Below are 12,724 nucleotides of genomic sequence, written 5' to 3'. Positions count from 1 at the left end.
CAGCCGGCGCCCGCAGACGCCAGTGTGCCAGGCGGCTCAGTTCGTCAGGTACGTGTAGGCGACCCACCCGGTCCGGCCCTTGTTGGCCCCCGAAGTCACCTTGCCCCATGCCCAGTTGGTGTTGCTGGGGCCACCGATGCAGTAGTGGGTGAAGCCGGTTCCCTTGGACAGGATCCCGAGCGATTTGTAGCCGGTGCTCGGTCCGGTCCGCAGGTTCACGCTGGTGGTCGCCTTCGCGTTGTGCGGGTTGTTCCACTGGTACTGGCACGCGGACGGGATGGAGACCGCCGCTGCCGTCGGGGCGGCGGCGATGCTGAGGCCTCCGGCCATGGCGGCAGCGCTGACGATGGCGGCAATACGAGAGGACAGACGCACGAGAACTCCTTGTAGCGGGACGGCAAGCCACGAGGAGCATGAGATCTCCGCCCTCTGTAATGTCCCGGCAGCGGTGCTCGGTGTCAGAGCCTGGCATCCCGACCTGCGTGTGCGATCCGGCCCACGGGAAACGCGTGATTCGAGCTCTCCAGGCTGCCTTCGCCCGCGCAGCCCGGCAGCGGGCAGTGACACGGTCGCCGAGATCTCGTAGACCACCGCCACTCCTCGCCGATGGTGCCCCACCACCGTGGTCCTCGATCGGCACCGAGGTTCCCCCTTGCCGACCAGGTCCGTGCAGATACCGGAACCGGCCAGGCGTAGACAAGGGCTCGATAACCGTTGCCCGTCTGCTCGAACACAGCCCGGCGCCCGCACTCGGCGGGCATGACGACCCCCGAGCAGGGCCAGTATTGGCCTCGGAGGAGAAGACAGGACCCTGCCTCTATGCCATCGCCGCGAGCCCGCCTGGCGGACTGCCCGGCCACAAACCCCGATACCGTCTCCCGCCCGGCGGAACAACCTGCTCCAAGTGCCCCAGATACGCCCCGGCCGCGCTGACACTGGCCAACCCACCCGGCACCGGGCGGTGAGTCAAAAGAGAAGGGGACAAGCCCGTGGATGACTTCGGGGCCGAGGACATCACGGCCCTGCGTGAAGAGGGCGACCTGCCGGCGTTCCTGCGTCTGCGGATCCGCCCGGCCCGCACCCCCGTCCAGGTCGTGGCGCTGTGGCAGCGTTCTTCCGGACCCTCGGGTCACACGACCGGTGCCTGGCCCTCCACCACCCCACTGGGCACGGAGCGTCGGCGAGCCCCGGGAGAGGCAGCACGCTGCGACTGCCCGCGCTGCCGGGCGATGGCCGCCCCCTGCGAGGCCGACCCCTGCCGCTGTCCGCTGTGCGGAGCTCCCCGGGGAACGGCTGCGTAGCGAGGCGAGATGGCGGCCCGCGCCGGGGCTGGTCCAGTCCGGCGTACGCGATGCTCAGGACCGTGATCGTCCGGGTCTGGTCGCCGATCAGCAGCACCACGGCGAGGTCGCCTGCGGCCCACAGCCGCATCGACATCCCCGTACGCGGACGTGGTCGCCCGGGTATCACTGACCTAGCCAAGGAGGAACTGCGCGACCTTGGCCCGAGCCTTGTCCGGAAGATCCCAGTACACCCCGCGAAGAGCGGAGCCCATATAGAGCCGGTACATGAATCAGGCGGCCTGGCTCTCCGTGATCAGACCGGTGACGTCGATGTACTCGGACGGCAGATCCCCGTCGTGCTCCTACTAGTAAATGTGCAGCTCACAGCCGCGCGTGACACCGGCCTCAAGGCTCTCGATGACCTTGACCCATCGCTCGCCGAGCCGGGCGCTCACCGATCGGGGTGAGGTTGAACTGCTTTGCGATTCGAAGCTGTCTCCGGTAGTACCAACGCGGCTCCGTTCGCTGAAGCCAATCGGTTCATCAGGCAGCTCAAGCAGGGAGCACCAGCTGCGAACAACCCGCTGGATCCGCAGGAGTTCACCGGGATGGTCAGCTTCGAGGAACTCCTCGAAGCGGTGCAGGCGGCGGACCCCGACGAAATCAGGAGGGACAGCCAGCGAGCCGAGGAACAGTGGCTGCAGCGAGCCGCCGACTCCCCGGTCTCTGGAAAGGCGGCCCCGTACTCCAGCCGTCAGGATCAGAGTGAAGCCGCCCTCCGGCCCGACGCCATCGACTCCGGCCTCCTCGAACGGAACGCCGCCCAGCCGGACCACCTGCATGAGCACCGAAACGACGCCGGGGCCGGGGAAGGCGACATCGCCACCACCATGCAGCGGTTCATCGACCAGCTCGGCCAGTCAGCCCAAGGCGACGGGTCCGAGCTCGCCGAACTGCTGCGCGACGTGGACCCCGACGTACTGAGAGCTCGGATAGACCACCTGGGAAGACAGCAGAGGCAGCGGACCGAGGACCATCCCGCCCCCGTCCACGCCCCCGACCTCCGACAGCAGACCCACTCTCACGCACAGGAGAAGTCCGCCGCGTACCACCAGCAGCGCCCGAGCTCCGGCCTCACCTAGAAGCCCCCGGGGCAGCCCTGTGCTGCGCACCGGCGCCAGACCGCCGCTCGCACGCAGGCCATAGGGTGCACCACAGATGCGGTGCACGGCGAACAAGGGGGACAGGGTGGATACGGCCCGGTGGATGCCGTGGCGACGCCCCGTCACGGCGGCAGCCCGCACGATCGCCTCCTGGGACGCCGTCGTCCGCCTGCCGGCCCGCGCGCACCTGCTGTGGCTCGTCCAGCAGATCACCGAAGCCCGCACCACGGCCCAAGCCGCCCTCAACCAGCCCGAGGCGGCCCACGCCCGACTGCCGGACGTCCTCGACCTCACACTCGCACCCCAGCTCCACGCCGACCACATGCCCGCCGGCTCGCAGCAACTCGTCGACGCCCTGCGCGCGGCCCGCCGTACCGCCGGGCAACTGGCAGCCGCCACGCCCCGCGCGGCCCGCCGTACGCTCACACGCCTGGCCGACGACCTTGTGCAGGCCGAGGCGCTCCTCGAGCGCGCCTGCCACGACGTACGGGGCGCCGACCTGAGAACAGCAGACCTCACGCACCTCTACCTCGGCGGACTGCGCTGGAATTCCGCCACCCAGTGGCCCGTACCGTGGCGCGACCAGATCCGCGCCGACTCCGATCCCGTGGAGGGCGGTCACAAGGTCCGGGACGGTTGAACCACCCCGCACGGCGGGAGGACGCGGCCCTCGACTATGTCTCCTCCCCGGTACCGGGCAGGACGCGGATATGGCGCTGAGGTACGGCAACGGCCGCCGTGCCGACGGCGGGAACCGGCTCGTACGGCGTCCACAGCGGGGCATCCCGGTAGGGGTGGCTCTGGTCCCAGCGGGGCGCACCGGCCAACGCGACCACCCGGCTCAGGGGGATCTGGACCGCGCGGTGCTCTCCGCCGGGCTTGAGCGCCAGCATCCCGTCACCGACCTCGTCGAGACTGCCGTACAGGCTCGCCCACACCCCGTCGTCACCCTCGGGCCCGCACCACATGTCCAGGCGCAGCACCTGCCAGCTCAGCCAGCGCCGAAGCTCCTTGAGGAACGCGGTCTGCTCGCTCCCGCCCGGGATCCAGCAGCCGTAGCCGTCGGCGAGGGAAGACGCGATCCGGGAGGCCCGCTCGCCGTCGTCGCCGGGCTCGTGCCGGTAACTTGCCGCGGCGCGGGCGCGGCGCTGCTCCGCGACCGGCTCCGGCACGATGTCCGGGGCGCTGCCGACATCCGTGGGCAGCACGGGGAAGGCGGAGCGCAGCAGCTTGAAGGCTGCCGCCGTATCGGTCCGGCGGCGGCCGGTGACGGGCCCGGCGGCCACGAACCGGGGCGGGTTGTGCCGGTCCTGGACGGCGCCCTGCTCCTTCTCCAGCTTGGCGACAATGTGCCCGGGTGCGGCGACGACCGCCGAGTAGGACGGCCCGGCGGTATCCCCGGCCCCGCTGAAATAGCCGGTGCGCCGGTAGCCGAAGGGCACCAGAGGGCCGATCACCGGGCAGGCGGCGAGGTAGGCGACGGGTGCATCGCGGGTGTTGGTGAGCGGCCAGTCGTGGACGAGCAGCAGCCGCTGCCCCGTGTGCGACGAGTCGGCCTCGAATTCCGCCTCCATCCGCGCACACGCCTCGGCGACTGCGCGCGGCCACCACACCGCCAGCTCGGCATCCGCCCAGGCCGACGGGCTGTCGTGCCCTCCGCCCTGGGTCTGCGGCGCAGGGAGACAGGTGACATCCACGACGCGCGCCCCGGCCAGCTCCCGGGACACGGCGTCCTGCACCAACTCGCCTGTGCGGGCGGCAGCCAGGCCGCGCGAGCGGGCCGCCAGCCACACCCCGCTCACCAGCTGCCACACCTCGACCCCCGGCTTCAACTCGTACTGCCGTGCGCGCCGGGCGGACTTGCCCGCGACCGCGGCCGTCACCTCGTCCAGCACCCGCCGCTCCTGGCTGCCGGCCGTGCGGCGTACCGCATCGCGTGCCCCGTTGTAGGCGTCCACCTCCGGGCAGCCGGCCGCGTACCCGGTCAGGAACTCGGCGAACCCGGCGGTCAGTTCCTTGCGGGCCGCGGCCAGCGCCCGGGCGTCCTTGGCGAGCTTGCGGTCGGTGCGCGCCTGCTTGAGCCAGGCGTCGAACTGCTCCTCGTCACCGGGCTGCTGCTGGGCCGCGTAGCGGGCGTAACCGAACCAGGTGCGCGTCGCCCGGTCCGTCCGGGCGCGCTGCAGGGCCAACGCCCGGTCGGCGGTGAACGCGACGGCCCGCCACAGGGCGTCCGGCGCGCCGGGCAGGATGACGGAGCACTTCTTGCAGATCTCGCCGAAGACCTCGAACAGTGGATAGGTGGCCGCGTCTGCTGCGGGCCGGGCGTAGCGGCAGCTGTCGTAGGAGTAGCGGCGCAGATCGGAGTGAGGGACGTGGTACTTCCCGCTGCCCCCGCCGGTCAGCGCGACCCGGATCGCGGCGAGAGCGGGCAGCTGAACGCCCAGAGCAGCGAAGCCCTGGGCGGAGATCGCCGGAAGGGACCGGGTCATTGATCAGCCCTCGTGTCCGGCGGCAGAGGCGAAGGGCGCAGCCGCAGCAGCGAAGTACCCCGCCACGACGATACAGGGCAGCAATCGCACCGCGTGACGTGATCGCCAGCACCCAACAGGCATGGGGGGAGAGGACGCATCCTGAATGTCGACAGGCGTGGGCTCGATGGCATTAATCACGAGTTCTAGAAGTGAACGAAGCCAGGCCCGACCACCTGCCCGGCCGACTTCGCAACCGCGCTGCCATCACAGTCCGTGGCGCGGGAAGGAAAAGAAGTTTGTGGCCCGGACAGCGGGAGCGCAGACGCCTTGAGTGAATCTCGGCACCGAGTCGGATGACATGCCAGGCATGGTTGAGCCACGCAGTGCGTAGAGGGGCAGGGAGGTGGAGAGTTACGCGACCCCACCTGCACCATTGCAAGGATCGCCACTGTCCTGCGCGGCCGGTCGAAGGCGACCTGACCCGTCCCTCGTCCACCGACCCAGTGGAACACTCATAGTGACTGTTCATCGCAGTACCCTGCCTACACTGCTCCAGACGACGACAGATGTCTTGTCGGCGGTGGGCGATCTGCCCCCATTGACCGCTGTGCTGGATCCGACCCAGGGCACAGTCACACTCAGCAGCCCGGAGGTCTTGCCCCTAACCGTGCGCCGGGAGAGCGTCGATCGCCTCGCCGACTCTTGGAACGTTGTTCCGACGTTGAAACGCCTTCCGTACGGCCTCATCACGTTCTCGGCGGTCCGGTTGATGACCAATGCCACCTCGGTCACTGTCATCGTGCAGGCCACATCATCGTGCAGACCGTCCAAGGAACCGCCCGAGCGATCAACCACCCCCCAGGCGACTGCCGAGCTCGCCCATACTCTGACACCCTGGGCAAATGGCTTGGACCCCACACTGGTTGCAGAGCTCATCCTCCATGACGACGTCGACCGCCATCACGTCCAGCTGATCACCGAACCCACCGCCGACCCGCATGCCACAGCACAGGCACTGGCCGCCGGGTTGCCCATGGTGTTCGACACGCCCCGTGCAATAGTCACGGCAGTGGCCGTACTTCCCTCTGGCCATAATCTTCACATCAGCGCACTTCGTGGCTGAGGAACCACCTCGTGTCCTCGCACAGCATCCCGGTGGTCCAGATTTGCCGCGTTCGTCTGCCGGGCGTGTCCCGAAGTCCAGGCATGCGCTCCCTCGAAGGCTGGCCGGGGCCGGGAGAGCATGCTGAGGGAGAAGCGCGCGCACGAGACCATCCAGAAGAATCGTGCTGACCAGCGGGATTTTGAAGGGCAGAGTATCTACCAGCATTGCTAAAGCATCGAGGCGACGGTCTCGCAGGGTGTCCGCGCCTTGGGTCTCCGCCGGTCCCGCTACCACGGTCAGCCCGACACCCGGCTCCAGCCTCTTCACCGCCAAGGCAATGAACCTCCCCCGGCTCGACGCCTGGATCGCTGGCACACCCCGCCCCGGAATCCGTATCTCTCGCCTTGAACGACCGCGTCCCGGCCATCTACCAACGGTGTCCACTGGACCGGCCGACTTCGCAACCACGCCGCCATGACAGTCCGTGGCACGGGACGGAAAAGAAGTTTGTGGCCCGGACAGCGGGAGCGCAGACGACTTGAGTGAATCTCGGCGCCGAGTCGGGCGATGCGTCAGGCATGGTGGAGCCGCGCAGCACGGGCAGGGACAGGAGGCGTGGGATGGGCGGACGCACATATCTGATCACGGAGGAGGCTTCCGGTGCGGTGGCCGGTGAGTACGTCTCTGGCACGGAAACCTTTGCCGAAGAGCGGGGAGAGGCTCTTATCCGGTGGGCCAGCCTGGAGCGGCCCCACCGCCGCCACCGCGTCCTTCTCAGGGAAGAAGGGTTCCCGGATGCTGAGCTGTCCATCCAATTCCTGTTGAGCGATGTTCGGAACGGCCGCAGCGACGGTCCGCTGGCGAACGAGGATCGGCTGAACGAGGCGCTGGCCGGCTGGATCCTTCCTCATGTCCACCGAAACAGCGTTGTCAGCACGGCGGACGGTGTCACTGAGCCGAAGGCGCTTCAGCGAGCCGGCGGGGCTTGGGTGCTACGGACAGGGGAGGCTGTGCCGGACGGGGTGCTGGAACGGCTGAGGCCTGAGAACCGGCCGATGGTCAAGCATGGAGCAGACCAGATGCTCGACGCCCTCGGGGCGACCCGCTTCGGCGTCGGCTCAGGCGGGTTGTACGGGCAGAGAAGTTCAGAACTGCCCCTCCACCGGATGGTCCTCGGTAGCGCCGCCACCTACATGCCTGAGGCGGTCCAGCCGGCCCGGATCGTGCTTGACCAGATCATTGCCCTCCAATCTGAGGCACCCGCACTGCCACCGCCCTACGCAGAGGACGCAGACCTGCGAACCATCGCCGCGCGAGTCTGGTTCCTGACGCGCGAACACCATCCCGAACTCGCACAGGCATTCCACTGCGTCGCCGATCCCGCCTCCGCAGCCGACCGCCCACTGCGGACACTGTTTGCCGCCCTTCCAGAGCATCTGAAGCAGCACCCGCACATCGCTGACGAAATCATGCGCGCAGCTGACAAGCTGAACAGTGCCCGTGCGCTTCATTCCTGGTACGGCGGCGACGCACGGGACCGCTTCCGCGATGCTGTCGACACTGCCGACCAGGCGCTCTACGTCGCGGCAACAGCAGCCGCCATGGAGGCCAACGTCCAAGTGTCAAGACCAGACACAGGACCGCACGCCCGCTGGATCGCAGAGGCACACGGGATGCAGGCCGAACCGACACCAGTACCTGCCGAAGGCTCCAGGCAAGCCGAGATCCAGCAGGAAGCCGACGATCTGGTGTGGCGTGTTGAGGCTTCCCAGCTAGCGCGGCACCGGCAGCGGAATGCCCAGCACAACCACACACCAGAGCAGACAGCAGCGCACCAGCAACAGGGTAGCCAGGGCATCAGCCGCGCCTAGGACTTCGCAGGATCGGCCACGCGCTCACAACTAACCCGACGCGCCCACCCGCCGCCCGGAGCGCGGGATGCAGATGTCCCTTGTGCCCGCACGACAGGAACTGGCACAAGCCTCACCCCTGAGCTCCGTCGGCGCCTGCGAGGATGAGTCCTGACCATCCGGCGGGGGAAAAGAGGAGAGCGTGACGTCAGGGGAACTGCCCGGCGGCCGACTGCTCGTGGTCGACTTCGACTTCTTCTTCCACAACCCCCTTGAGGGTGTCTCCGCCCCGCACCGCGGCAGTGACGACCTCTACGACTGGGCCCACGCGGAGAACCGGATGCTGCGCGAGATCATCTGGCCGTTCCGCGCGGAGGGGTTCCTGCGAGCCGGCATCGAACCACCCCGCTGCGAAGGATACGAGGACTTCTGGCAGCGGTTCACCTTCACCAGCGACAGCCCCCCTCTGTTCTACGCAGACTCCAACCTCTATGCGGGCCGACTCACCCCCCTGCACTTCGCCCTGTCCGGTCTGAATACGAAGGTATGGCAGGAGGTCCATCTCTTTGACGCCCACCACGACAGCGGTTATCCCCACGAGCACGGACCGGCGTCCTTCGAGGAATGGAGAGAGCTGGGGGATTTCTCGTGCGAGGACTGGATGCTCGTCCACCACGGCAGGGGCAGCCGGCTCACCCTCACCTACCCGGCCTGGCGTCCGAACGGCGACTCCCACCCGCCCATGATCCCCCTGCATACGACGGTCGACGACGGACACGAGGTAGCCACCCCGTTCGACGCCGTGTTCCTGTGCCGATCGGGCGCCTGGGTGCCCTCCTGGTGCGATGACCAGTTCACGGAGCTGCTGGCCGCCTTCCCCGGCCGAGCGAACCTCTTCCCCAGCAGCAGCGAGTGGACGCATCCGAGACCGGACCCCCTGCCCCATGCACGGCGCATGGCCGACATTTTCACCGAGGTACGAACCCGACTCGAAGCACAGGCGACACACACGTCGCACTCTGCGCCCGATCCGCGGCCGACTGCTGCTCCGGTGCACCCTCGTGAGCAGGCCCCCAGTTCTGAGCTGGCCCGCCTTCACCCAAGACGCTGAACAGCAGGTCCAGACGATCGACGGCTCAGATCGCGCTCAACCCGGGGGCTGCACTTCGGCCTTGCGGGCTCGCGTGCGCGAAGCTGGCCAGGAGCGGAACAGTGCTGGCTCAATGGACGACCGTCCCGACGCGGCTGCGATCCGCAGTGCCCAGAGGGTCAGCGCACATCGGGGGGCCTTGGGGCATGTAGAGGCGGGGAGGGCCCGGAGGTGGCCCGGGCTGGCAGGCAACCGGCTGACGCGGTCGGCGCGCAGCCCCGTAGACGGTGTGGGCGGCGGCGCGGTCGCGCCTGAACTCGACCAGGTACCAGCCCGGCGTCTGCAAGCGCGACGTGGAACAAGTGGTACGCCGCCGTCCGTCCACACCGCGTCCCGGGTCGTCGGGTTGGGGATGTCGGTGCGCACCAGGGCCTCGGGGGGTTTTGCGCCCGGCGTGCCGTCCACCACGGCCTGTTCGCCAAGGTGGCGAACCTGGCGCCCGGCTGCGCGGTGGCGGGCGGGGCATGAGAACCGGCATGGGCAACTCCAGCGGCACAGGGGCTCCTACGGCCGCGCTCGAATCAGCAGTTCCTGAAAGTTGGCGATCACGGGGCCCAACTGCAGCACCGGCCCCGGCCGACTTCGCAACCACGCCGCCATGACAGTCCGTGGCACGGGACGGAAAAGAAGTTTGTGACCCGGGCAGCGGGAGCGCAGACGCCTTGAGCGAATACCAGCACCGAGTGGGGCGACGCGTCAGGCATGGTGGAGCCATGCAGCGCGGTCAGGGACAGGAGGCGCGGGTTGGGCAGACCCACATATCAGATCACCGAGGAGGCTACCGAGCATGCCCGACACGGAAGACCAGAACGCCCCCACTGCCAGCGGAACCGCGCGGCAGGCGGACGCCTTCGCCGCTGGGACCGACCGAACCTCACCACGGCTGTATTCGATGACAACCCGCTACACCGACCAGTTCCTTGCCGGTGAAGAGGGCCCGGACCTGCTCTGCGACGACCCGATCGCCGCACTGCATTTCGCCCTGACCGCCAGTACAAACAGCCCCCTGGCTGTCTCCTGCAGCACAACCACCGACGGCCGCACATGGACACGACTGCCGCTCCATGACCTGCACGCGGACGCTGACAGGGCCCTCCAGCAGACGGTCAAGCCCCCCATGTATCCCTACCCCGACTCGTCATCCCCCCGGCCCCTCGACGCCCTGCGCCAGCTCGTGGAGCACGCTCAAGCCGACTGGCTGGACGCCGCGCTGCGCCGACCCGTGGATGAGGCAAGCACATGGATCCCGGACGAACCCGCCGACAACGACTGGATCCGCGCCGGCCAGCTCTGGGCAGCAGTATGGGGCGGCGCACCCGCCGAGCCTGTCCTGGAACAGCTCACCGCCCGCTTCCCGAACCCGCCCTACACTCAGGGCAAGGAGTTGCTGCGCGACCAGGCCAGCGCTGTCGTGGAAGCGATAGGCCTGGCTCATGCCCCCGCTGTTGGCGACGACTTCGTCCAACTTCACACCGCCTGGCTGCTCCTGCACGAGCTGGACACGATGACGGTCGCCCCGCAATACGAGCCCGGCACTGACCTGGGCACCCCCCGCCGCCTGTTGCTGGAACGCATCGCTGCCCGCCACCCCGATACCGCCGTGACCTCAGCCGCCGCCAGGGACCAGCCCAACGCGCCCGCCTTGCAGGCCGCCGCCCACGCCTACCTCGACCGCATCCTGCCGCTGTGGCCGCACTTCCCCGCCTGGACCGAGCAGGCCCGTTCTGACTACACCCAAGAGGTCGACGACCTGCGGAGCTCCGAGCCCCGCCCCAGCGGCCCTCCCGAGACCGAAGCCCAGGCGGCACTGCGCACCGCACTCGCCCCTCTCGCCGAACCGGCCGCCCTACCCCATCACGCGGCCGCCGCCCTGTGGCGCAGTCACTCAGGGCGTGCCACGGAACAGGCCGGCTGGGACATGGCCACACTCTCCGCCCGTATCAACGACCTCGCCCTAGCTCATGCCGAGGGCGGCGACGCCCGCACCCAGGCCGAGCAGAACCTCACCGCCGTCAGCAAATTTCATCACGAGCACGTACACACCCACGCCGCGCGCGGACACCTCCGCTCTCTGGCCACCTCCCTGGACAGCCTCGACAAGGCATACCGCACCCTTACGGACGGCATCTGGAGCATTGCCCAGGACCGCCGTGATCAGCACGACTCGGCAGAGCGCCCATGGAACGGCTACGACGAACAGCAGGCCACCGCTGACCTGAAACCGGCCGTGCAGACCGGAGAGACTCGCCTGGAGCACCTGCGCCAGCGCCACTTCGAGCTCACCCAGCACGCCCTGACCGACCTGCTCCCACAACTCCGCGACCTCCCGCCCACCAGCCACCGCGCCTACACGATGCGCAACCACATCGCCCCCCTGGACCTCCTCAGACGAGATCTGAACGAGCTTGCCCGGCTCGCCGATGCATGCCGCCGCGACTGCGATGAGATCCGTACCCGTCTGGACAAAGGGCCAGGCTTCGGCAAGGCATTCGCCACCGACCACGACCTTGCCGTTGCCGAGCTTCGTCTGCAGACACTGCAGCGTCGCTACGCCGACACACAGAATGAGTTCGCCTTGTCGGTGACGGTGGGCCGAACCTTCGACCGGCTGCGCACGCCCCCGCCCTCTGAGCATGCCGACGCCACCAAGCCCGCCGGCGCCATGGAATCCGGGCTGCACCGTTCCCGCCGAGCTGGTGCGACAGGGCACAGCCAAGCAGCCATGACCGCGCTCCGCGCCGCCGCGAACCAGGACTTCGACCGCTGGGCACAGCCGTTCGCCCCTGCCTATGTCCCGCCGCCGACGGAACAGCGCGATGGACGAGTAGCGCGACAGGGGGCAGCCGAGAGCAAGAGCTCCGATGTCGAGCGCAAGGGGAACTTGATCGACCAGCTGAACCAGCGGGTTGCCGCCGGGCCGGCCCCGGACAGCGCCGAGTACAGCGACCTTGCCGAACTCGACGCAGTCCCGCCCGCCGACATCGATTTCGATCAGCTCGCCGCCGAGGCGAAGGATCGCATCGCAGCGGCCGCCGATGCCGCAGAGCAGCGCGCCGCAGAACTGCGCGACCGGCTTCATGAGGGAGCCCAGGACCGCGCCGCGGCCTCACATCAGCCGCACGCACCCCATCAGCACGACCAGGCCCAGTCCGCAGCCCACCAGCACAACATCCCCGGCGGGCGCGCGCCCGGCCAGTAGCCCTCGCACACCCGCAGCGTTCGACCGGCCAACGCGGTCAGTCCACGTCGAGGTAGTACGCGCCCGCCGCGGCGTCGGCGAAGAGCGTGAAGCGGACCTGCTGCGGAACCGTCTCGGTGCCGTCTGCCTGCTCCACGGGCTCAGCGTGGACCAGCACGAACTCGTCGTAGCCGTCGACGAAGTTGCCCGGCCCATCCGCCACACCGACGTGGACGGGGGTCTCGTCGGGAACTGCGGTGAGAGCGGACCGCAGCTGCCCTGCCGTCCATACCTGCGGCGCGTGATCGAACATGTCAGCCATGAGGCCAGAGGCTAGGGTGCGCGACAGCCCGCCGTGCCGCGCCGCGCCGGTGAGAGCAGCTCATCGGCTGCGAAGCCCGGGCCGCGTCGGCGCCCGCCGGGGGGCAGACCATACGCTGATGGAGCCGATGGTTAGGGTTCTCTGGTCCCGTGGGGCCCGCCGAGTGAGATCCGGGCCCCACAGTTATCCCCAGACCGCTACG

10 protein-coding genes are annotated in these 12,724 nt (G+C 68.8%); 7 read left to right on the top strand and 3 right to left on the bottom strand.

Annotated elements, in window-relative coordinates; genetic code table 11:
* Nucleotides 1-36: 36 nt before the first annotated feature.
* Nucleotides 37-375 carry an SH3 domain-containing protein gene (locus ACFYY1_RS35525; protein ID WP_388593002.1) on the bottom strand — a complete coding sequence of 113 codons (339 nt, stop codon included), beginning with the start codon at nucleotides 373-375 and terminating at the stop codon, nucleotides 37-39.
* A gap of 614 nt (nucleotides 376-989) precedes the next feature.
* Between ACFYY1_RS35525 and ACFYY1_RS35520 the strand changes: the two genes are divergently transcribed.
* The 3 genes from ACFYY1_RS35520 to ACFYY1_RS35510 all read left to right on the top strand — a co-directional run bounded on the left by ACFYY1_RS35520 (nucleotide 990) and on the right by ACFYY1_RS35510 (nucleotide 3,086).
* Nucleotides 990-1,301, top strand: coding sequence for a hypothetical protein (locus tag ACFYY1_RS35520; RefSeq protein ID WP_388593000.1), 312 nt, complete (start codon nucleotides 990-992; stop codon nucleotides 1,299-1,301).
* Nucleotides 1,302-1,891: 590 nt separating this feature from the next.
* The gene (locus ACFYY1_RS35515) at nucleotides 1,892-2,425 is read left to right on the top strand and encodes a hypothetical protein (protein WP_388592997.1); all 534 of its coding nucleotides are present in this window, start codon (nucleotides 1,892-1,894) and stop codon (nucleotides 2,423-2,425) included.
* A gap of 124 nt (nucleotides 2,426-2,549) precedes the next feature.
* The gene (locus ACFYY1_RS35510) at nucleotides 2,550-3,086 is read left to right on the top strand and encodes a hypothetical protein (protein ID WP_388592995.1); all 537 of its coding nucleotides are present in this window, start codon (nucleotides 2,550-2,552) and stop codon (nucleotides 3,084-3,086) included.
* 34 nt (nucleotides 3,087-3,120) lie between these two features.
* Here the strand turns inward: ACFYY1_RS35510 and ACFYY1_RS35505 are convergent, their stop codons facing one another.
* Complete coding sequence (locus ACFYY1_RS35505) at nucleotides 3,121-4,935, bottom strand: hypothetical protein (protein ID WP_388592992.1); 1,815 nt, start codon at nucleotides 4,933-4,935, stop codon at nucleotides 3,121-3,123.
* 562 nt (nucleotides 4,936-5,497) lie between these two features.
* Between ACFYY1_RS35505 and ACFYY1_RS35500 the strand changes: the two genes are divergently transcribed.
* The 4 genes from ACFYY1_RS35500 to ACFYY1_RS35485 all read left to right on the top strand — a co-directional run bounded on the left by ACFYY1_RS35500 (nucleotide 5,498) and on the right by ACFYY1_RS35485 (nucleotide 12,221).
* Complete coding sequence (locus ACFYY1_RS35500; RefSeq protein ID WP_388592990.1) at nucleotides 5,498-6,040, top strand: hypothetical protein; 543 nt, start codon at nucleotides 5,498-5,500, stop codon at nucleotides 6,038-6,040.
* A 602-nt stretch (nucleotides 6,041-6,642) separates the two neighbouring features.
* On the top strand, nucleotides 6,643-7,893 hold the full coding sequence (locus ACFYY1_RS35495; protein WP_388592987.1) for a hypothetical protein: 1,251 nt from the start codon (nucleotides 6,643-6,645) through the stop codon (nucleotides 7,891-7,893).
* 181 nt (nucleotides 7,894-8,074) lie between these two features.
* Nucleotides 8,075-8,983 (top strand): hypothetical protein, encoded by a 909-nt coding sequence (locus tag ACFYY1_RS35490; RefSeq protein ID WP_388592985.1) that lies wholly within the window; start codon nucleotides 8,075-8,077, stop codon nucleotides 8,981-8,983.
* An 826-nt stretch (nucleotides 8,984-9,809) separates the two neighbouring features.
* The gene (locus tag ACFYY1_RS35485) at nucleotides 9,810-12,221 is read left to right on the top strand and encodes a hypothetical protein (protein WP_388592983.1); all 2,412 of its coding nucleotides are present in this window, start codon (nucleotides 9,810-9,812) and stop codon (nucleotides 12,219-12,221) included.
* Nucleotides 12,222-12,258: 37 nt separating this feature from the next.
* On the opposite strand, the gene ACFYY1_RS35480 is transcribed toward ACFYY1_RS35485, so the two are convergent.
* The gene (locus ACFYY1_RS35480) at nucleotides 12,259-12,522 is read right to left on the bottom strand and encodes a DUF6225 family protein (protein ID WP_388592980.1); all 264 of its coding nucleotides are present in this window, start codon (nucleotides 12,520-12,522) and stop codon (nucleotides 12,259-12,261) included.
* Nucleotides 12,523-12,724 lie beyond the last annotated feature (202 nt).

Source organism: Streptomyces sp. NPDC001890 (assembly GCF_042891445.1).
GTDB lineage: Bacteria > Actinomycetota > Actinomycetes > Streptomycetales > Streptomycetaceae > Streptomyces.
Note: the sequence above shows the minus strand (reverse complement) of the source record. Positions and strands in the feature narration are given on the sequence as shown.

What these genes read in the sequence shown, in the direction of transcription:
- ACFYY1_RS35515 (WP_388592997.1), top strand. Translation starts at nt 1,892, where the DNA reads ATGGTCAGCTTCGAGGAACTCCTCGAAGCGGTGCAGGCGGCGGACCCC.
- ACFYY1_RS35510 (WP_388592995.1), top strand. Translation starts at nt 2,550, where the DNA reads ATGCCGTGGCGACGCCCCGTCACGGCGGCAGCCCGCACGATCGCCTCC.
- ACFYY1_RS35505 (WP_388592992.1), bottom strand. Translation starts at nt 4,935, where the DNA reads ATGACCCGGTCCCTTCCGGCGATCTCCGCCCAGGGCTTCGCTGCTCTG.
- ACFYY1_RS35495 (WP_388592987.1), top strand. Translation starts at nt 6,643, where the DNA reads ATGGGCGGACGCACATATCTGATCACGGAGGAGGCTTCCGGTGCGGTG.
- ACFYY1_RS35485 (WP_388592983.1), top strand. Translation starts at nt 9,810, where the DNA reads ATGCCCGACACGGAAGACCAGAACGCCCCCACTGCCAGCGGAACCGCG.
- ACFYY1_RS35480 (WP_388592980.1), bottom strand. Translation starts at nt 12,522, where the DNA reads ATGGCTGACATGTTCGATCACGCGCCGCAGGTATGGACGGCAGGGCAG.